The 21,477-nt window shown below is 45.2% G+C and carries 20 protein-coding genes; 16 read left to right on the top strand and 4 right to left on the bottom strand.

Annotated elements, in window-relative coordinates; all coding sequences use genetic code 11:
* Positions 1-24: 24 nt before the first annotated feature.
* Positions 25-1,209: an MFS transporter gene (locus tag ACZ1GZ_RS00875; RefSeq protein ID WP_472666539.1), complete on the bottom strand. Its 1,185-nt coding sequence runs from the start codon at positions 1,207-1,209 to the stop codon at positions 25-27.
* 282 nt (positions 1,210-1,491) lie between these two features.
* Between ACZ1GZ_RS00875 and ACZ1GZ_RS00880 the strand changes: the two genes are divergently transcribed.
* Positions 1,492-1,902, top strand: a complete 411-nt coding sequence (locus tag ACZ1GZ_RS00880; RefSeq protein ID WP_472666540.1) for a hypothetical protein — start codon at positions 1,492-1,494, stop codon at positions 1,900-1,902.
* A gap of 97 nt (positions 1,903-1,999) precedes the next feature.
* Here the strand turns inward: ACZ1GZ_RS00880 and pyc are convergent, their stop codons facing one another.
* Together pyc and ACZ1GZ_RS00890 are read right to left on the bottom strand one after the other, a co-directional pair.
* Positions 2,000-5,461, bottom strand: coding sequence for a pyruvate carboxylase (gene pyc, locus ACZ1GZ_RS00885; protein WP_472666541.1), 3,462 nt, complete (start codon positions 5,459-5,461; stop codon positions 2,000-2,002).
* A 182-nt stretch (positions 5,462-5,643) separates the two neighbouring features.
* Positions 5,644-6,945, bottom strand: coding sequence for a DEAD/DEAH box helicase (locus ACZ1GZ_RS00890; protein WP_472666542.1), 1,302 nt, complete (start codon positions 6,943-6,945; stop codon positions 5,644-5,646).
* A 550-nt stretch (positions 6,946-7,495) separates the two neighbouring features.
* On the opposite strand from ACZ1GZ_RS00890, the gene ACZ1GZ_RS00895 reads away from it, so the two are divergent.
* From ACZ1GZ_RS00895 to ACZ1GZ_RS00965, 15 genes are all read left to right on the top strand, one after another.
* Positions 7,496-8,146 (top strand): 50S ribosomal protein L21, encoded by a 651-nt coding sequence (locus tag ACZ1GZ_RS00895; protein ID WP_472666543.1) that lies wholly within the window; start codon positions 7,496-7,498, stop codon positions 8,144-8,146.
* Positions 8,147-8,171: 25 nt separating this feature from the next.
* Complete coding sequence (gene rpmA, locus ACZ1GZ_RS00900) at positions 8,172-8,441, top strand: 50S ribosomal protein L27 (protein ID WP_472666544.1); 270 nt, start codon at positions 8,172-8,174, stop codon at positions 8,439-8,441.
* Positions 8,442-8,566: 125 nt separating this feature from the next.
* On the top strand, positions 8,567-9,238 hold the full coding sequence (locus tag ACZ1GZ_RS00905; protein ID WP_472666545.1) for a GNAT family N-acetyltransferase: 672 nt from the start codon (positions 8,567-8,569) through the stop codon (positions 9,236-9,238).
* A 1-nt stretch (position 9,239) separates the two neighbouring features.
* Entirely contained in the window at positions 9,240-9,812 is a 573-nt protein-coding gene (locus tag ACZ1GZ_RS00910) for a GNAT family N-acetyltransferase (RefSeq protein ID WP_472666546.1), read from the top strand.
* Positions 9,813-9,964: 152 nt separating this feature from the next.
* Positions 9,965-10,972, top strand: coding sequence for a GTPase ObgE (obgE, locus tag ACZ1GZ_RS00915; RefSeq protein ID WP_472666547.1), 1,008 nt, complete (start codon positions 9,965-9,967; stop codon positions 10,970-10,972).
* The gene (proB, locus tag ACZ1GZ_RS00920; protein WP_472666548.1) at positions 10,972-12,114 is read left to right on the top strand and encodes a glutamate 5-kinase; all 1,143 of its coding nucleotides are present in this window, start codon (positions 10,972-10,974) and stop codon (positions 12,112-12,114) included. The genes obgE and proB overlap by 1 nt, the downstream gene beginning before the upstream one ends.
* Before the next feature lie 24 nt (positions 12,115-12,138).
* Positions 12,139-13,425, top strand: a complete 1,287-nt coding sequence (locus tag ACZ1GZ_RS00925; protein ID WP_472666549.1) for a glutamate-5-semialdehyde dehydrogenase — start codon at positions 12,139-12,141, stop codon at positions 13,423-13,425.
* A gap of 53 nt (positions 13,426-13,478) precedes the next feature.
* The gene (locus ACZ1GZ_RS00930; RefSeq protein ID WP_472668206.1) at positions 13,479-14,072 is read left to right on the top strand and encodes a nicotinate-nucleotide adenylyltransferase; all 594 of its coding nucleotides are present in this window, start codon (positions 13,479-13,481) and stop codon (positions 14,070-14,072) included.
* A gap of 124 nt (positions 14,073-14,196) precedes the next feature.
* Positions 14,197-14,610, top strand: a complete 414-nt coding sequence (gene rsfS, locus ACZ1GZ_RS00935; RefSeq protein ID WP_472668207.1) for a ribosome silencing factor — start codon at positions 14,197-14,199, stop codon at positions 14,608-14,610.
* 142 nt (positions 14,611-14,752) lie between these two features.
* Positions 14,753-15,235 carry a 23S rRNA (pseudouridine(1915)-N(3))-methyltransferase RlmH gene (gene rlmH / locus ACZ1GZ_RS00940; RefSeq protein WP_472666550.1) on the top strand — a complete coding sequence of 161 codons (483 nt, stop codon included), beginning with the start codon at positions 14,753-14,755 and terminating at the stop codon, positions 15,233-15,235.
* Positions 15,236-15,361: 126 nt separating this feature from the next.
* Positions 15,362-16,732 carry a murein hydrolase activator EnvC family protein gene (locus tag ACZ1GZ_RS00945; protein WP_472666551.1) on the top strand — a complete coding sequence of 457 codons (1,371 nt, stop codon included), beginning with the start codon at positions 15,362-15,364 and terminating at the stop codon, positions 16,730-16,732.
* Positions 16,722-18,044, top strand: coding sequence for a S41 family peptidase (locus tag ACZ1GZ_RS00950; RefSeq protein WP_472666552.1), 1,323 nt, complete (start codon positions 16,722-16,724; stop codon positions 18,042-18,044). The genes ACZ1GZ_RS00945 and ACZ1GZ_RS00950 overlap by 11 nt, the downstream gene beginning before the upstream one ends.
* Before the next feature lie 11 nt (positions 18,045-18,055).
* On the top strand, positions 18,056-19,297 hold the full coding sequence (locus ACZ1GZ_RS00955; protein WP_472666553.1) for a divergent polysaccharide deacetylase family protein: 1,242 nt from the start codon (positions 18,056-18,058) through the stop codon (positions 19,295-19,297).
* A gap of 8 nt (positions 19,298-19,305) precedes the next feature.
* On the top strand, positions 19,306-19,830 hold the full coding sequence (locus ACZ1GZ_RS00960; RefSeq protein ID WP_472668208.1) for an RNA pyrophosphohydrolase: 525 nt from the start codon (positions 19,306-19,308) through the stop codon (positions 19,828-19,830).
* Entirely contained in the window at positions 19,831-21,018 is a 1,188-nt protein-coding gene (locus ACZ1GZ_RS00965) for a MalY/PatB family protein (protein ID WP_472666554.1), read from the top strand. It abuts the gene before it with no gap.
* A gap of 59 nt (positions 21,019-21,077) precedes the next feature.
* On the opposite strand, the gene ACZ1GZ_RS00970 is transcribed toward ACZ1GZ_RS00965, so the two are convergent.
* Positions 21,078-21,473: a F0F1 ATP synthase subunit epsilon gene (locus ACZ1GZ_RS00970; protein WP_472666555.1), complete on the bottom strand. Its 396-nt coding sequence runs from the start codon at positions 21,471-21,473 to the stop codon at positions 21,078-21,080.
* Positions 21,474-21,477: the final 4 nt, after the last annotated feature.

A 21,477-nucleotide genomic window follows, 5' to 3' on the forward strand; every position in this document is an offset into this window, starting at 1 on the left:
GAAAAGAAAACTGCCAATTCGTGACTATTTGTCACCATCAGTGCTGGCATCAGCAGGCGTATCTGCGTGTCGCACGGTCCAAACAAGGAAAAACACAATCAATAGGCAAAATGGCATAATCCCATAGACCACTGTGTAGTTCCAAGTTTGCGCAATGAACCCAAATAAAGGCGGCGCCAATAAGATCCCGCCATAGCCAACTGTCGTCACCATTGATACGGCAATACCACCCGGGATATTCGGTACATTTCCTGCGGCTGAAATGGCAATAGGAAATAAATTGGCCAAGCCAATGCCCGACACGAAAAATCCAAATACAGCGACATAGGGCGATGATGAGAGCGTGATAAGCGAGAACCCAATGATTGCCGTCACGACAGAAAACCTCAAAGTTTGCTCAGCACCAAATCGCTTGCGTAAGTGATCACCCGAAAAACGCATAATGGCCATAGCAGTTGACGTTGCAGCAAATCCTGTTCCCGCCCATGCAATGGAAACCCCGCGCTCAGTGTTCAAAAACAGCGCGCTCCAATCAATGATCATGCCTTCGGGGACGACAGAAAATAATGCCACGACGCCGAGCAAATAGGGCAAGACAACTCTTGGGAACTGAAGCTTCGGCTTTTCCTCTTCTTCGGTTAATCCGACGCGCTTTTGCAGTCTCGGGACGGCATAGAAAAACAATCCGAGAAACACCACTTGCCAGAATATGCCATGCCCAATTTCGCCGAAAGAGGACAAAGTAAACCCACCGATCAATGCGCTTATCAATGCACCAACACTCCAAAAACCATGGCAGGAAGACATGATGGGAAAGCGATGTTGTTTTTCAACTTCAATCACATTGGAATTCATGGCCACATCCATGCCCGCCCATGTCGCGCCAAACAAAAACATGACGACAACGGCTGACCAAAATTCAGGAACGATTGTCAAACACGGAATACCAAATGAACAGATGAAGGCGAGATACTTAATGGGTAAGCGCGTACCATTTCGAGCAACAAAGGCACCCACAAATGGCATACTGATGAGCGAGCCAAAACCCAGCGCCAAAATGATCAAACCAATCTGACTTTCTGTCAAATCAAGACGTGCTTTAAACGTCGGTATCATTGGGGCCCAAGCGCCAATCAACATACCGTTGATGAAAAACAGAATTGAAACTGCGGCACGTGCAGGGGGCATCGGGCCAAGAATTTTTTTCATTTGAGGTAACCAAGAAATCGAAGTTGGCTGCCAGCTAAACACCATTCCTGGGGACTTGGCAAACGTTCTTTTTCGGTACTGGAATTATGGGTCAGCAGGGAGAACGGGTAAAGTTCTACGCTTGCGATCTTTTAAAACGAAGCCTGAAATTCTGAAACGCTGATGTTGGATTATACTCTGCAGCAAACTTTGTTCGATCTATGGTACATAAATGAGAGTTTGAAGTTCTATTCTGAATAAGACATAAATTTAAAATCAAATTTGGTTTAAGGTTCAACCAACATGACTATATCTATCCATGACAACAAATTGATTAGTTATTCTGTTAATGAAGAAAAATCAGAAATTCGTTTTGAAACGACTTTTGAGAACAATGGTGTTCGCGAATATACCAATATAATTTTCTCCAATGTTGCGGGATACTTGTTTGAAAATCACTCTTTATCGTTGGGAACAATTATTTATAGTGTTGAGCAAACAGAAGCGATTACAATTTTGGAAGATAATTGGGAGAAGTTTGAAGAAGGCAAAAAATACGGTTGGCCTGGGCATTGGGCGCTTACCAAAGAACACGCCATTACCTATTTCGAAGAAAATAACATTATAGGCTATTACATAAATTCAAGCTGCGGGTTACATGGATGGGTACTGGCAGAAAATATGCAACTCGAAAGTAAAAACGATAGTCGGTGACTATATTGACTCAAAAGCATATTTGCTGAAAAACACAAAAAAACGCCAGACCAATAAGTCCAGCGCTTCTTTATCAATGTATATCTGGCTTTAAAGACTATTCTTTAAAACTCACCAACAAGTCTTTTGCATCGATCTGATCGCCGACTTTCACGAGAACTTCGTCAAGGACACCGTCTCTCTCAGCGTGAATGGCAGTTTCCATTTTCATCGCTTCAATAGATAGCAACACATCACCAGACTTAACCTCTTGGCCAGAAGACACTGCAACTGTTGAAATCACACCCGGCATTGGTGCGCCGACATGATTATCATTACCAACGTCAGCTTTTGAACGAACAGCAGAACCAGACGCACCATGGGCACGATCGATCACTTTGATCCGGCGTGGCTGACCGTTAAATTCGAAGAACACTGTGACCATGCCCTTCTCATCAGTTTCACCAACAGCCAAGTTGCGCACCACAAGTGTTTTACCTTTTTCAATCTCCACAAAGGCTTCTTCACCCGCTGGCAGGCCGTAAAAGTATACAGGTGTCGCAAGCGTGCTAACCGGGCCGTATGTTTCTGAGATAAGCGCAAAGTCAGTAAACACTTTTGGATACATCAAATAAGATGCAAACTCGTTTTCACTGATTGAGCGCTCTAGCTTTGTCTCAATGTCTTTGCGCTCTTGATCAAGATCAGCATCTTCAAGCAATGAGCCCGGTCGAACCGTATAAGCATCTTCACCTTTTAGCACTTTTTTCTGCAATGCTTCCGGCCAACCTTTTGGCGGTTGACCCAAATCACCACGCATCATTGATACAACTGATTCAGGGAATGCTACATCCTTGTCTGGATTTTCAACATCCGCGACAGTCAGATCCTGGCTAACCATCATCAACGCCATATCGCCAACAACTTTCGAAGACGGTGTTACTTTTACGATATCACCAAACATTTGGTTGGCATCAGAATATGTTTGCGCAACTTCGTGCCAACGTGTTTCGAGCCCAAGCGAACGTGCTTGTTCTTTAAGGTTGGTAAACTGACCGCCTGGCATTTCGTGAAGGTAAACTTCAGATGCTGGACTTTGACTGATTGATTCAAAGGCTGCATATTGATCCCGCACAGCTTCCCAATAGAAGGAAATACGGCGGATCCATTCACTATCAAGATTTGGATCACGATCTGAACCTTTAAGCGCTTCAACAATTGAACCAAGACAAGGCTGCGATGTGTTACCTGATAGTGCATCCATAGCTGCATCCACTGCATCAACACCTGCATCCACCGCGGCAAGCACAGTTGCCGCTGAAATACCCGATGTATCATGTGTGTGGAAATGAATTGGCAGATCCGTTGATTCACGAATTGTTTTAAACAACATTTTCGCAGCATTTGGTTTTAACAAACCAGCCATATCTTTAACGGCAATGATATGTGCACCAGCTTTATCAAGCTCTTGGGCAAGTTCAGCATAATACTTCAAATCATATTTCGGACGGGCTGAGTTTAAGATGTCACCAGTGTAACAAATCGTTGCTTCACACAGCTTGTTTTCCTCACGCACCGCATCCATTGAAACGCGCATATTTTCAACCCAGTTCAGGCAGTCAAACACACGGAACAGATCAATACCGCCTTCAGCGGCTTGTTTTACGAAATGCTTCACTACATTATCAGGGTAGTTTTTGTAACCAACGCCGTTTGCACCACGTAAAAGCATTTGCAACAAGATGTTTGGCGCAGCTTCACGGATAAGAGACAAACGCTCCCATGGATCTTCAGTTAAGAAGCGCATGGACACATCAAATGTTGCACCACCCCAGCACTCGAGTGAGAACAAGTTCGGCAATGCGCGCGCATACGTGCCAGCAATGTTTGCAATATCATGCGTACGCATACGTGTGGCTAACAATGACTGGTGACCATCACGCATTGTTGTATCTGTGATCAACGCTTGCTTTTGAACACGCATCCACTTGGCAAATTTATCAGGACCTAATTCGTCCAATTTGTCTTTTGTACCCGGCACAATATCGTTTGTTGTGTAAGGCACAATTGGCGGTGTCGCATCAGCTTGTGGTAACGGACGACCCTTTGTTTCAGGGTGACCATTAACCGTAACATCTGCGATATAAGTTAGAAGCTTAGTTGCACGATCCTGACGCTTAACTTCTTCAAACAGTGCAGGCGTCGTATCAATGAACTTGGTTGTGTAAGTATTGTTTTTAAATTCCTCATGGCCAATGATCGCCTCAAGGAAAGTTAAGTTGGTTGCAACACCGCGAATACGGAACTCGCGCAATGCACGGTCCATACGAGAAATTGCTTCCTCTGGTGTTGGCGCCCAAGCTGTTACTTTTTCAAGCAATGGATCATAATAACGAGTGATCACAGCACCTGAATAAGCGGTACCACCATCAAGACGAATACCAAAACCGGTCGCACCACGATATGCAGTAATTCGGCCATAATCTGGAATAAAATTCAGCTCAGGATCTTCCGTTGTAATACGGCACTGCAATGCATGACCGTTGAGCTTGATATCTTCCTGCGCAGGCACACCAGATTCAGGCGTTCCAATCGCTTCGCCATCAAGGATATGGATCTGCGCTTTAACGATGTCTATGCCTGTAACTTCTTCAGTCACAGTGTGCTCAACCTGAATACGTGGATTTACCTCAATGAAGTAAAATTTGCCTGTATCCATGTCCATAAGATATTCAACAGTACCAGCGCCGACATATTTCGTCGCGCTTGCGAGCATTTTAGAATAGTTTGCAAGTTCCTGGCGTTGCTCTTCGCTCAGATAAGGCGCAGGCGCGCGCTCAACAACTTTTTGGTTGCGGCGCTGAACAGAACAGTCCCGCTCAAACAAATGCACGACATTGCCATGTGTATCACCAAGAACCTGGCTTTCAACGTGACGTGCACGCTCAACCAATTTTTCAAGATAAATTTCACCTTTACCAAAAGCTGCAATTGCTTCGCGACGCGCTTCTGTTGATTCACGCTCTATTTCATCCTCAGAACGGATAACGCGCATACCGCGGCCACCGCCACCCCAAGAAGCTTTAAGCATAAGTGGATAGCCAATCTCAGCAGCCATCTTTTTCACTTCTTCAATGTCGTCTGGCAGAGGATCCGTTGCAGGAACCACAGGAACACCAACTTCTAAAGCAAGATTACGTGCGGCAACTTTATTGCCCAAGCGGCGCATTGTTTCACCACGAGGACCGATGAATGTAATGCCGGCTTCATCACACGCGTCAACAAATTCAGGGCTCTCAGATAAAAGACCATAACCTGGGTGAATAGCATCAGCACCAGATAATTTTGCAACACGAATAACTTCTTCAATTGAAAGATAGCTTTCGATCGGACCTAAATCACGATCTAAATGCGGACCACGGCCAATTTGATAGGATTCATCTGCTTTGAACCTATGAAGGGCAAGTTTGTCCTCTTCGGCCCATATTGCCACTGTTTTAATGCCAAGCTCGTTAGCCGCACGAAAAACACGAATGGCAATCTCAGACCGGTTCGCTACAAGAATTTTGGATATTTTCACGAATACATCTCCGTCAGATGGATCAAATTGATCGGGTAAGCTTTGAAGTTCTTCAAAGCCTGGAAGTTACAGGAACTTCATAACGGGTGATGTATTGCATTGCAACATTTGAAAATCAATCCGTAGAACTGTGGACGAAAATCCGTAGTCCTACGGTATCTGATTAATTGCAAAAAATGCTGCTATGCCGCGCGCTTAGAGCTACCTTTACGAGCATTGGTGCGACGGCGAGTTGATTGTGGACGACCAGATTTAGCTGCGCCTTCTCCACCCTCTTTCTTCTTGCCATTGCGTGCATGCTTCTTGAAACTGAACGGCTTTGCCTTGCTTTTTGCCTGTCCTGGCTTTCCAGCGCCACCTTTACCACCGGCTTTTTTACGCGCCGGACGCGGCACATCCGTGTTCGGGTTCATCAGTTTAGAGATCGCATACCATTTTTCTTCATCGGCTTGCGAGATGAAGCACAAAGCCTCGCCTTCAGCGCCTGCACGTGCTGTACGGCCAATGCGGTGAATATAATCTTCCGGAGATTGCGGCAGATCAAAATTGATCACATGCTCAATATGCGGAATATCTAAACCACGGGCAGCAATATCAGTGGCCACCAAAATTCGAATGCGTTTTGCGTGGAAGCTTTTGATCACACGTTCGCGTTTGTTGTGACGCAAATCACCGTGGATCGCATCCGCATCATGACCTTCCTTGGACAAACGTTTAGCCATTTTATCGGCATTATATTTGCTTTTAACAAAAACAATAATCGAGCCTTCACGCTGATTAAGCTCATCTTGCAAACGCGGATATTTCTCACTTTGCGTTAAATGAACAATCTCTTGCTTGATGTTTTTCGCCGGATCTGTGACCGAACCAATCGCAACACGCTCTGGGTTGATCATATATGATTTCGACAAGTTTACGATGTTATGCGGCAATGTTGCAGAGAACAGCAATGTTTGACGTTGCTTTGGCATGTGTTTGATAATTTTATCAATCTGAGAGGCAAAACCCATATCAAGCATACGGTCTGTTTCATCGAGCACCAAGAAGCTCGTGCGATCCAAGCGCAATGACTTACGCGCTAGGTGATCATTGATGCGGCCAGGTGTACCAACAATAACGCGCGGATCACGTCGTAAGTGGTTAAGCTGTTTTGGCATCGGTTCACCACCGATTAAAAGGGCAGTTAGAATTTTTGATTTCTTACCCAAAAATCCTTGAATAGCCTGATGCACTTGCGTTGCCAATTCTCGTGTTGGCGTAATAACAACTGCCATATCATCAGGGTTAGCCATCATTTTAGCAACGAGCGGAATACCAAAGGCGCCAGTTTTACCCGTACCAGTTTGCGCTGAACCCAAAATGTCACGACCTTTGAGCGCAAGCGGGATGGCTTTTTGCTGTACAGGCGTTGGTTTGTTAAATCCCAAATGGTCCAAACAATGATGAAGTGATTCAGGTAGATTGAATGATTTAAAGTTTTCCATGTCATAATCCTTTGCGATGGAGAACTCTCCATCACATGTAAGAACGGCCTCGCGCTAACTTTCAAATAAAGCGCAAGAACCATTTTAATGTTCTGTCAGACATTAAAGGATCAACAAAGATGAACATGATCGCGAAAAGCCTGAGCTGGGGCAAGCCCACAGAGCTCAACTGCTTTAGGGCCTTTTAAATGAGTTTTCATCAACTCTTGTTGCGCTTGGTATAGGCAGCCGGCTAAGAATGCAAGAACAATTGTGCATAGCAGCATTGCGTTAGTCATCACATAGGTGCTCAAAGCACTTCTTTATTAAGGTGCGAAAACACCAAAATTCCTTGACTTGTCAGCCAATTGGGCGTATCGGAACACCCAAGCGGTGCAATTTATTTTGTGCCGTTTATCTTTGCTCGCAGCCTATCGCGGCAAAACTGAACCGATAACCTTTTATAATACAATAGGTTATCATTGATCGAAGACTGAAAAAAGACGGTCATTTGCGTGCGTTACTGGTAATAATCGCAAATAGAACTGGACTGAACACTCAAAGGAAAAAAATGTTCGCAGTCATTAAAACCGGTGGTAAGCAATATCGCGTTACTGCTGATGACGTTCTAAAAGTAGAACGTGTTGCTGGCGAAGCTGGTGACATTATCGAATTCACAGAAGTTATGATGGTTGGCGAAGGCGCATCTGCGACTATCGGCAAACCAACTGTTGATGGCGCAATGGTTACAGCTGAAGTTGTTGACCAAGGCCGTGGTCGTAAGATCATCGCTTTCAAAAAACGTCGTCGTCAAAACTCACGCCGCACAATCGGTCACCGTCAGCATTTCACAACAGTGAAAATCGCTGAGATTTTGACAGATGGCGCGAAAGCTTCGAAAAAAGCTGCTGCTAAGAAGCCAGCTGCAAAAGCAGAAGCTCCAAAGAAAGTTGCTGCTGAAAAAGCTCCGGCTAAAGCTGCTGACGCTGCACCTGCAGCATTGTTCACTGCGCCTGAAGGCCCAGCTGATGATTTGAAAAAAATCTCAGGTGTTGGTCCGGTGCTTGAGAAAAAACTAAACGCACTTGGCGTGACAACATTTGCGCAAGTTGCTGCAATGTCACGTGATGACATTGAAAAACTAGATGACGCTTTGTCTTTCAAAGGCCGTATCGATCGCGATAACTGGCTTGAGCAAGCAGCTGAACTAGCTAAAGCGTAATTGACGAGATCGTAGGAGATAAAAAATGGCACATAAAAAAGCTGGTGGTTCATCCCGCAACGGTCGCGATTCTGAATCAAAACGCCTAGGCGTTAAAAAATTCGGCGGCGAAGCTGTAATTTCAGGCAACATTATTCTGCGTCAGCGCGGCACTAAGTGGCATCCGGGTACGGGTGTTGGCCTTGGTCGTGATCACACTATTTTTGCCACAACAGCTGGTAATGTAGAGTTCCGCAAAAAGGCCAACGGACGCACGTATGTGTCTGTAATGCCTATGGCGGAAGCAGCGGAATAACCGGAAACGCTCTAAATCATCCGGTGTCTCATCGACCCGGCTGATTGTAAATAAGCCAAATGTTTTAAAGGGAAGATGAGAGATCATCTTCCCTTTTTGTTTTTGCATTCACAGGAGGCTTTAAAATGCAATGTCAGTCAGATGAACAATTTAGCGATGAATATGAAGAACGGATAAGCCAAAGTGATGGGCTCAGTATCAGCGTTACAGGATCTGTAACACAAATTGACACCCCTCGCCTTACTTTGCGCAAACCGCATTGTGATGACATAGACGCAATTTCCACGTTGGCAAATGACTTTGCCGTGGCCTCAATGCTTTCTCGAATGCCCTATCCGTATAAACGTGCGGATGCGGAAGATTTTGTGAATAAGATTGCCAAGTTGGAAAATGGAAATTGCGTCTATGCCATTACGCTCAATGAAACGGGTGAGTTTATTGGCTGTTGTGGGATCGAAAAGAAACAAGGACGCGAGCGCATGGAAATTGGATATTGGCTAGGCAAACCCTATTGGGGCAACGGCTATGCGACCGAAGCTGCTCATGCACTTGTCGATAAAGCTTTTCGAATTTGCAATATCGAAGAAATTATCGGCCGCTGCAGAATTGGTAATTTAGCTTCCCGCAGCGTGCTGCAAAAAAGTGGTTTCCAATTCATTGGAACCGGCATGAATTATTCATTGGCACAAGATACTCAAGTGCCTGTGGAACTTTACAGATTAGAACGTAAAATTTGGGATTCATTGCGTAACTGGCCTGAATCCACCGAACAGAAAACCAAATTGAAAGGAGGTTAAGATGTTGGAAATAATAAAAAATCACAAGGAACGCATAGCGCTGGAGCCGATCGCGCAAAAGCACGTAAAGCCGATGGCTAGTCTTGCTGGTAATCCGAAAATTCTTGACCGGATGCTTTTCAAACCTCAGCCTTTTACGGTTGATGACGCGCAACAATTTGTCGAGCGGGCACAAAACAGTAATCCATTAGAGCTGTTAAGTTATGCAATTGTTGATCGTTTAACCCGCGAGTTTTTGGGTGTAACCAGTATTTCTGTCAAACCAAACCACATCATTCCATCATTTGGATATTGGTTGGGTGAACAACATTGGAATAAAGGTTTGGCGAGCGAAACCGTCGGCGTTGTTGTGCGCGATGTATTGCCAGAGTTCCGCTTTGCAATCTTACGTGCTGGTTGTGAGTTGGATAATCTGGCATCACAACGTGTCCTTGAGAAAAACGGTTTTAAGCCGCAAGAAACTGCGCCTTTAAACATTGGCGATCAAAAATCAATTGATATCAAATGGTATCAGATTAATTTAGCGCCATATCAGGGATATAACAACTCAGATGTGAAAGAAGACACGGCTTAAAAGCTTTAATCTTTTGCCTTTTTGGGCAAGCATCTATATCCCTCTCAGCAATATCTATCGTTGAGAAAATTTTAGCCTCATATTTTGATCATTTCAGAATATGAGGCTATATGACTATTTAATTTAAGCAGACCAATTGGCGGACAGCACAGATGAAATTTCTAGATCAGGCAAAAGTATATATTAAGTCTGGCGCAGGTGGTGCTGGCTGCGTCTCCTTCCACCGCGAAAAATATGTCGAGTTTGGTGGACCAGATGGTGGCGATGGCGGTAATGGCGGCCATGTTTGGGTTGAAGCCGTCAATGGTTTAAACACGCTGATCGATTACCGCTTCCAACAGCATTATAAAGCCCAAACGGGTGTGCATGGTATGGGACGAAACCGCACCGGTGCAAAGGGCGATGATGTCACTTTAAAAGTACCTGCTGGAACACAAATCTTTGAAGAAGATAATGAAACACTGATTTGCGATTTAACCGAAGAAGGTCAGCGCTTCCGTATTGCTAAAGGCGGCAATGGTGGTTTTGGTAATGCGCATTTTAAATCAGCGACTAATCAGGCACCACGCAATGCAAATCCCGGACAGCCTGCAGAAGAAAAAACAGTATGGTTGCGTCTAAAACTAATTGCTGATGCCGGTCTTGTTGGCTTACCAAATGCGGGCAAATCAACGTTTTTATCCAGCGTTAGTCGTGCGCGTCCAAAAATTGGCGCATATCCATTTACAACGTTGCATCCAAATTTGGGTGTCGCAACATCTGACGGTTATGAATTTATCATTGCCGATATCCCAGGCCTAATTGAAGGCGCGCATGAAGGCGCAGGTATTGGCGACAGGTTTTTAGGACATGTTGAGCGCACGCGCGTGATGCTGCATTTAGTATCTGCGCAGGAAGAAGATGTTGGCAAGGCATATACAACGGTGCGCAAAGAGCTTGAAGCCTATGGCAAAGGCATCGCTGAAAAGCACGAAATTGTAGCGCTCTCTCAAACCGACATTTTGGACGAAGAAACGCTCAACGAAAAAATGCAAGCGCTTGAAGAAGCTGCTGGCCGAAAGGTCGAGAAAATTTCTGCCATTGCCGGTTTTGGCATGAAGGAAATGCTGCGCAATCTACGCAAGCATATCGATCAGAATATAAGTGAAGAGGCAGAGTAATGAGCGGGGGTCGCAAACGCGTTGATGGTCACACAAAGATCGTGATTAAAATCGGCTCCGCTTTGCTCGTTGATCGCCAAAGCGGTCTTAAATCCGATTGGTTAGCATCTTTATGTGATGACATCGCAGCGCTGAAAGCAAAAGGCGCGGATGTGCTTGTTGTCTCATCAGGTGCCATTGCTATGGGTCGCACAGTTTTATCTGCGACCAACAAACGCCTCAAACTAGAAGAAAGCCAAGCCTGTGCAGCAGTGGGACAAATTGCTTTGGCACGCGCTTGGAGCGAATGCCTATCGCACCATGATATTTTTGCAGGACAAGTGCTACTCACGCTAAACGACACTGAAGAGCGCCGTAGATATTTAAACGCGCGCGCAACGATTGGCGAGTTACTCGAACTTGGCGCTATTCCAATCATCAATGAAAATGACACCGTTGCGACCAGCGAAATTCGCTATGGTGATAATGATCGCCTAGCCGCGCGCGTTGCCACAATGGTGGGTGCTGATCTTTTGGTACTACTGTCTGATATTGATGGGCTATATACCGCCCCGCCTCATGAAGATCCAAACGCAGAATTTTTGGAGGTCATTGAGCAGATCACACCGGAAATTGAAGCCATGGCTGGCGATGCGGGTTCTGAATTGTCTCGCGGTGGCATGCGGACAAAAATCGATGCAGCAAAGATTGCAACAACAGCTGGTTGTTCAATGATCATTGCATCCGGACAAACCAAAAACCCGCTTTCCTCCATTGATAATGGCGCGCGCTCATCATGGTTTAACGCATCGGGAAGCCCGCGCACAGCACGTGCAGTTTGGATTGCAGGCCAACTTGAACCTGCAGGCGCTCTAACAATTGACGATGGAGCCATTGGCGCTCTGAAAAAAGGCAAAAGCTTATTGCCCGCAGGGGTGCGGAAAGTTAAAGGCGATTTTTATCGAGGTGATACGATATCTATTCGCAGCCAAGCAGGTGAAGAAATTGCACGCGGTATATCACGCTATGATGCGGATGAAGCTACAGCAATTGCGGGCCTACAAACATCACAAATTGAAGAAAAACTAGGTTATGCTGGACGAAGCGCCATGGTGCACCGGGATGATTTGGTTATGATGCATACCAAAGAAAAAGCATCATAAGGTTTTAAAGAACGGGATTTTATCATGTCTGATACATTGGAACGAACGCAAACTGTAGAAGAAGTAATGATGGACATTGGTGCACGCGCCAATGCAGCAAAACCCGCATTGGCCATCGCAAGTGCTGAGCGCAAACATGCAGCTCTGATCGGAATGGCACAAGCCATCGAAGCCAGTATCGCAGATATCTTAAACGCAAATGCCATTGATATGGAAAAAGGCGCAGCCAATAATATGTCATCAGCCATGCTTGATCGCTTAAAACTAGATGATGGCCGAGTGCGCGCAATGGCTGATGGTATTCGTGCAATTGCTGAGCTTAAAGACCCAATTGGAGAAGTTATTGCTCAGTGGGATCGTCCAAATGGTCTTAACATTGAGCGCGTTCGCACGCCGCTTGGTGCAATTGGCGTGATCTATGAAAGCCGCCCAAATGTAACCGCGGATGCTGGTGCGCTTTGCTTAAAAGCCGGTAACGCTGTTGTTTTGCGGGGTGGTTCAGATAGCTTTCATTCATCGGGCGCCATCCATAAATGTTTGGTCAAAGGCCTGGAAGCTGCAAACTTGCCAAAAGAAGCTATTCAAATAGTTCCAACATCAGATCGTGCAGCTGTCGGCGAAATGCTCAAGGGCTTGAACGGCGCAATTGACGTGATCATCCCGCGCGGTGGCAAAGGCTTGGTGGCCCGCGTTCAATCTGAAGCACGCGTTCCAGTTTTTGCCCACCTTGAGGGTCTGTGCCACATCTATGTCGATGCTTCAGCTAGTTTGGATATGGCAAAAGAAATCGTTCTAAACGCAAAATTGCGACGCACTGGAATTTGCGGTGCAGCTGAAACTTTGTTGATCGATGAAAATGCAGACGCCTCTTTTGTTCCAACGCTTATAAACGCATTAAGAGATGCAGGTTGCGAAGTGCGTGGTTCACAAGCCATTATCTCGCAAGTGGATGCAGTGATCCCAGCAACGGTTGAAGACTGGTCGACAGAGTACTTGGATAAAATCATCGCTGCAAAAACGGTTGATGGAATTTCAGGTGCGATTGAGCACATCAATCAATATTCATCAAACCATACAGAAGCAGTGATCTGTGAAGATGCAAACGTTGCCGAACATTTCTTTAATGAAATTGATTCCGCGATTTTGTTGCATAATGCATCAACGCAATTTGCAGATGGTGGTGAATTTGGCATGGGTGCTGAAATCGGTATTGCTACTGGCAAAATGCATGCGCGTGGTCCGGTTGGTGTTGAACAACTGACATCATTTAAATATCGCGTTCGCGGCAATGGCCAAATCCGACCATCATAACCAATAGAATTATTAGATTGAGCACATCTGCTACCAAACCTGATTTTTTAAAAATGCCGCTCGTGCATAAAGGCATGCGCGTGGGGCTTTTTGGCGGCTCGTTTAATCCCCCCCATGAGGGGCATGTTCTGGTTGCAGAAACGGCCATTCGCCGCCTGCAACTTGATCAGGTTTGGTGGATGGTAACCCCTGGAAATCCGCTAAAGAGCCATAAAGAATTGGCCGATTTAGAAACAAGGGTCAATCTTAGTCGCCAGATATGCGAAGACCCGAAGATTAAAGTTACAGCATTTGAGGCTGCGCATGATCTGCAGTTTACGGCTGAAACGCTCGATTTTGTAAAGCGCCGTAATCAAGGTGTGAATTTTGTTTGGTTGATGGGCGCTGATAATCTTGCCAATTTCCATCATTGGCAAAATTGGCAATATATTGCAGGACAATTTCCCATTGCGGTGATCGATCGACCAGGATCTACTTTGTCTTACCTCTCATCACGCATGGCTAAAACATTTGCCTATGCCCGCCTTGATGAAACAGATGCGAAGCGACTACCATTTTTAAAAGCGCCCGCCTGGACTTTTTTGCATGGCCCACGCTCTACGCTTTCATCTACAGCAATACGAAATGCTGCCAAACAGTCCAAATAATTAGTTTGCTTGAAATTGGGATTTGACTTGCTTCGCAACAGCTTTCAATCGTATTATCCCAATATCGAGGCGATTTATAACATTGCCCGATATAGGCGTGTTCTTATAGAAGAAAGGGATCAAGCTGAGAACAGCACACACAAAGACAGACGCTGATAAAGCACTGTCATCAGGTCAGAACTCTGGCGAAAATGCCGTGAAGGAGACCTTAAAGACCGTATTGAACTGCTTGGAAGAAGCCAAAGCGGAAGATACGATTTCAATTGATATCTCTGGAAAGTCGTCAATTGGCGATTATATGATTGTGACATCCGGACGTTCAAACCGCCATGTTTCCGCAATTTGTGATCAACTCATCAAAGACATCAAAGGCGCAGGCTTTGCTTCACCTCGTATTGAGGGGCAAAATGCTGGCGATTGGGTTTTGATGGATTGTGGTGATATTATTATTCACATCTTCCGCCCGGAAATTCGTGATTTTTATAATATTGAAAAAATGTGGATGGCACCCGAGACAGATGAAAAGGTTGTGCACTAGTTTCTAGTGTTTGAATTTTATCATCTGCAATAGGCATGATGGAGCATAAGACAGCTCCATTTCACTGGCAGGAACGACTGGCCAATTGGCCAGAAAAGACGTTTGACGCCTTAATCAGCACCTGTATAAAAGACTACCGATTATGCGCATTCATCTTTTTGCCGTTGGAAAATTAAAATCTGGACCTGAGAGTGAACTCACCAAACGTTATTTGGATCGGTTTTCAAAGTCTGGTCCGGCAATCGGTCTTGAATTTGGCAAGATGACCGAAGTGGGCGAGAGCCGCGCGTCCAATGCAAATACGCGAAAATCCGATGAGAGTGCATTGCTTGAAAAAGCAATCCCAGACAACGCGAAACTAATTATCTTGGATGAAACTGGAGACACAATCTCTTCCGATAAATTTGCGAAAATACTCGCTAATTTACGCGATAATGGTGATCGAGATGTAATTTTTGCGATCGGTGGCGCAGATGGTCATGCGGATGCATCGCGCCAAAAAGCTTATAAAACGCTGTCATTTGGGAAGATGACCTGGCCTCATCAAATGGCGCGCTTCATGTTGGCAGAACAACTTTATCGCGCCGTTACCATCCTCTCAGGCCACCCTTATCATCGCATTTAGGAAACAATCCATGTTTGATTATCTTCCAATGCCCCATTGCAAACACAAGTTTGTGAGATGACAATAAATCTATAATTTGAGTATATTACGATAAATCAATTGAAATAGGTTCGATCAACACACCCAATGAATTTAAACGCTATCAGATATCTAAAAGTGATCATTGGCATAACCGTGGTAATGGGATCAGCAAATCTATCATTTGCGCAAGATACCAATGCGCTAAATTCTGATGATCCTACCAAATCTTTAGAAGAAAATCGCACCCAAACCGAAGCAGAATTAAATGCTCTGCAAAGTGAAACAGCACAAATTACGTCGACCTTAAAACGCTTAGAAAATGACATTCAATCTCTTAAAAAAGACCGAGATGAGCTTGAAGCAAAATTGAGTGCAGCCGAGCAACGTCAAAACATTTTAGATGGACGAATTGTTGCCGGCGAAGCGAAACTTTCGGAATTAGAAGAGCGCGAAGCTTTAGTGAAAGGCTCACTTCGCGAGCGGAACAATGTTTTAGCTGAGGTTTTAGCTGCACTTCAAAGGCTGGGTTCCAACCCACCGCCAGCGCTTTTGGTTTCACCAGAAGATGCGCTATCATCAGTGCGCAGTGCAATTTTGCTGGGCGCCGTTGTGCCAGAAATTCGTTCTGAGACTGAAAAACTGCTAACTGACTTGCAAGAACTTGCAGATATCCGCACAGATATTACCAGCGAACGCACCCAATTAGCCGCAGATTTAGATGAGAGCTTTAATGAACAGGAAGAGTTAACAGCGCTCATTAAAGAAAAAGCGGCATTGAACATTGCAAGCTTAACCCAGCTTGAGAAAGAACGTGAACGCGCAAATGAGTTGGAAGACAAATCTTCTGAATTAAAGACCGTCGTTGCGGCTTTGACATCAGAAATTGAATCTATTCGTGAAGCCGCAGAACTTGCGCGCCTTGAAGAAATTGAACGCCAAAAGAAAGCTGCTGAGCAACTCGCACGAGCAAAAGAACTTGCTGAAGCGAGAGCATTACCTAATCAAGAACGTTTAATGCCTGCATATTCCTTCGCAGCTTTGCAATCAACATTGCAATTTCCCATCGATGGCGCGATTGAAAAACGTTTCGGTGATGAAGATAATTCAGGCCAAACTCTGCGCGGTATATTAATGTCAGCAGGTGAAAATGATCGCGTGCTGGCCCCTGTTGATGGGTGGGTAACCTATGCAGGTCCATTTAGAACATATGAAAACATTATCATTTTGAATGCGGGAGAAGGCTATCATTTGGTCATGGCCGGTTTGGACCAATTGAAAGTAACCCAAGGCCAATTCGTTATTTCTGGTGAACCAATCGCAACAATGGGTCGCGAAAGCTTTACCAATAATAGCGCATTAACACTAGCGTCAGGCAAGCCAACGCTTTACATTGAGCTTAGAAAAGATCAAACACCGATTGATTCTGCCCCCTGGTGGGCAAACATCGCTTCTGGAAGGGCAAGTAATGATACGTAAAATAACACTTCTCGCCTTAGGTATTTTTGTAGGTGCCGCAGCGACCAGTTTTGTGAACACACAAAGCCTTTCCGCTGTAGCTGCCGGATCTGATACCTATCGACAAATATCAATATTTGGCTCGGTGTTCGAGCGTATTCGTGCAGAATATGTAACCCCGCCAGATGAGAAAAAACTTGTCCAAAGTGCAATCGGTGGCATGCTATCATCACTTGACCCGCATTCGAGCTATCTTGATCCGGATGCTGCAGGTGATATGCGCACCCAAACCCGCGGTGAATTTGGTGGTCTTGGCATCGAGGTCACCATGGAAGATGAACTCGTTAAAGTTATCACACCGATCGATGATACACCCGCTGCGAAAGCCGGAGTGCTTGCAGGTGATTTTATTTCAGAAATTGATGGCGAACCGGTCCGCGGGCTTTCGTTGACAGATGCCGTTGATAAAATGCGCGGCCCTGTGAATACACCAATTGTGTTGACCATTCTACGCCAAGGCGCAGATATGCCGCTCGAGATCGAAGTCGTTCGCGATGTGATTGCAATTCGTGCCGTTCGCTCTCGTGCCGAAGATGATATTGGTTATCTGCGGGTGATTTCATTCACTGAGAAAACCTATACTGATCTTGAAAAAGCAATTGAAAAACTCACTGACGAAATTGGTGAAGATAAACTGAAAGGCTTTGTTCTTGATCTTCGCTTGAACCCGGGCGGTTTATTAGACCAAGCCATTAGCGTATCGGATGCATTCCTAGATCGTGGTGAGATTGTTTCAACACGCGGTCGTGATCCTGAGGAAGGCCGCAGATTTAATGCGCGTCCCGGGGACCTAACAGGCGGCTTACCGCTTATTGTCATGGTCAATGGCGGCTCAGCATCAGCATCAGAAATTGTTGCAGGTGCCTTGCAAGATCACAAACGCGCAACTGTTTTAGGCACACGCTCATTTGGTAAAGGATCAGTGCAAACCATTATTCCACTACAGGAATTTGGTGCACTTCGCTTAACAACAGCGCTCTACTACACGCCTTCTGGCACGTCTATTCAGGGTAAAGGTATTGAACCTGACATCAAGGTCGATCAGCCTATTCCAGAAGAATTGCAAGGTCGTGTGCGTGCATCTGGAGAATCAGAACTTCGTGGCCATATTCAAGGTCAGGAAGAAGATGAAGAAGGTTCAGGCTCAATCGCCTATGTGCCGCCGGATCCAAAGGATGATGTACAGCTTGGTCATGCGTTGAAATTGCTTCGTGGTGAAATCGAAGATGATGCATTCCCACCACAAAAGGATCAGGCAAGCAACGCAAACTAAGTCTGTTGCCCATGCAATCGGATCTCAATCGACCTCTTGGCCAAGATAGCAAGTCAAAGAGTAACTCGAAGAACAAAAACAAGCCTGCCAACCAATATAAATGGTTGGCAGGTTTTGCTGTTGTTGCGATCATTGCTGGTGCAAGTTTTACAGCGCTCCATCAGGATCCAATTGAAGAGAAAGTAATAACAGCTTCCGAAGATACCGCATACCTACAAGATAATGGTGAAACGCAATCTAGCACAGCTAATCGTGAGCCTGAGGACGATACTCAAAATACGGAACAAATCCAGCCTGGCATCATTGATCGACAAGCTGGAAATTCCGGTGGCAATATTGAAACCGTTACGACATCAGATGGTCTTAAAATAACAAAAATCACGCCCAGTGACCGTGATCGCGATGGGGCTGTTTTATTAGATGCGCCTAATCAAAAAGGGCAAGATCCCCATTTAGCGCATTTACCAGATCCTAAGATTACGGAAGATACAGAATTTGGGCGCTTACCTGTTTATGGACAAGACGGTGAACGGGCCTTTGATATTTATGCACGCCCTTGGTCAGGCGCCCGTGGTGTACGAATTGCGATTATTGTCGGCGGACTTGGTTTAAGCCAAACAGGTTCAAATTATGCCATCAATACTTTGCCTGAAGACATCACATTGGGTTTTGCTGGTAACGGCAACAGCTTACAGCGTTGGATGCAATCTGCGCGCCGCAATGGACATGAAATTATTCTACAAGTTCCCTTTGAACCATTTGATTATCCAAACAACAATCCGGGAAGAGGTACGCTTGTCACATCCAATGATCCAGTCTCTAATTTAAATCTTCTTCATGAATCCATGGGACGGATAACCAATTACACGGGTATTGGAAACTTTATGGGTGGGCGGTTCTTATCAGACCCTGAAGCTTTTGAACCCATTATGCGAGATGTTGCGCTGCGCGGCATCATGTTTTTTGATGATGGCACATCATCGCGATCTTTGGCTGAGACATTTTCCAACACGCTTGGCATCCCTTTCGTTGCCGCGGATTTAACCCTGGATGCAACTCCTCAAAAAGTTCAAGTTCTACAAAAACTCGATGATCTAGAACGAATTGCAAGACGCAACGGATATGCTGTAGGAACGGCTTCAGCATTTACTGAAAGCGTCGATGCAATTGCCGAATGGAGCAATGAAGCAAAGGCGCGCGGGATCGAAATCGTAGGATTGTCAGCGCTCGCAGCAGACCCAAATACAAGATAAAACGAGATATTATGGCTAAGAGATTGAAAGCAGAAGATTTACCCTATCGTCCCTGCGTTGGCATTATGGTTTTAAACAAAGACGGTTTGGTCTGGGCTGGCAAACGAATTTCCAACAATGAACGGGACGAGTATAAAGATAGTCCATATGAGTGGCAGATGCCGCAAGGAGGGATCGACAAAGGCGAAGATCCACAACCAGCATCACTTAGAGAACTCTATGAAGAAACAGGCATTGAAAGCGTTGAATATATCGCGGAATCAAAAAATTGGCTTACCTATGATTTGCCTGATGAACTTATCGGAATCGGGCTAAAAGGGAAATTTCGCGGTCAGAAACAAAAATGGTTCCTATATCGCTTTGTAGGAAATGTAGAAGAAATACGGGTTAACCCTCCCGTGACCGGAGAAAAGGCAGAATTTGATGATTGGGCATGGAAACCCATGGATCAACTACCGAAACTGATTGTTCCGTTCAAACGAAAGTTGTACGAAGACGTAGTGGAAGAATTCTCAAAATGGGCGGAGCATTAGATGAAAGAATTTGGCGGTCAAATTGGTGACTTTGACGAAATAATCAATCGCGTTGGAACCCATTCTGACAAATGGGATTCCATGGAAACCAATTATGGCGTTTCACCTGAACGAGGTCTAGCCATGTGGGTCGCTGATATGGATTTTCGTCCACCACAATGTGCGACAGATGCAATTCAGCGCATGTGCGACCATGGTATTTATGGATATTTCGGTGATGACGCAGACTACAAATCATCTATCATCTGGTGGATGAAAGAATGCCATAGTTGGGATGTGAAACCAGAATGGATTTTTTCGACCAATGGTCTTGTTAACGGGACAGCCTTATGTGTTCAGGCATTTACCGAAAAGCATGATCACGTTGTCTTATTCACACCAGTATATCACGCATTTGCACGCGTAATAGAAGCTGCAGATCGTCATGTAACTGAATGCCCCTTGGTGATAGAACATGGCCGTTATGTATTTGATTTCGAAGCCTATGAGAAGCTCCTCACTGGCAAGGAAACAATGCTGATTTTATGTTCACCGCACAATCCGGGCGGCACCGTTTGGTTACGTCAAGAACTAGAAGAACTTGCTGATTTTGCCATCAAACATAATCTTAAAATTGTCTCTGATGAAATTCATCACGACCTTATAATGCCCGGGCAATTACATATTCCAATGGCTGAAGTGAAGAAAGATATCACTGACAGATTGGTTATGATGACTGCACCCACCAAGACTTTTAATATCGCGGGTTGTCATACGGGTAATGTAATCATTGAGGATAAGAAGCTACGCGCTACCTTTGCTAAAACAATGAAAGCAACGGGTACCTCACCAAACGCATTCGGCATGCACATGACCGAAGCTGTATATTCACCAGATGGCGCCTATTGGGTTGGTGCGTTGATGCGCTACATAGATGAAAATGCCCGCATTTTTGATGAAGGCATTAATGAGATTAAAGGTGCGCAATCTATGGGATTGCAAGCAACTTACCTCTCTTGGGTCGATTTCACCGAAACAGGGCTAAGCCCGATGTATATTGCTGAACGCATTCAGGATGTCGCAGAAATCGCAGCAAGCCACGGCACAACATTTGGTAAGGGCGGTGAAAACTTCATGCGCTTTAATATTGGGTTGCCGCGCTCACGGCTAGAAGATGCTGTTAAACGTCTCCATAAAGCATTCGCATAAAACAAAAAAGCCTCCGAAATCGGAGGCTTTTCTATTTAAAGATATAATCTTTTAAAGAGCTAGATAGCAGCTTTAAGATCTTCAAGCTGAGCTGCAAATGCGGCCAAGCGAGTTTTATCAGCATCAACAACTGCAGCATCTGCGGCTTCATTGGCAGCTTTGATGCGATTATCCAATTCGTCAGCTTCTAGCGCGTCAACAGCAACAGCAGCTTCAGCTAAAAGTGTACAACCAGTTGGCACGATATCAGCAAATCCGCCAAAGACGACATATTTGCTTGACCCGTCAGAACCTTCAACAGTCACAACACCAGGCTTAACTGTGCTCATTGTTGGCGCATGATTTGCCATTACAGTCATTTCACCCTCAGAACCTGGAAGTACAACTGAGTTGACTTCAGCTGATAGCAAAAGCTTTTCAGGAGAAACGAGTTCAAATGTAAATGTGTCAGCCATGACA

It is taken from the genome of Lentilitoribacter sp. JB5-8 (assembly GCF_055693385.1).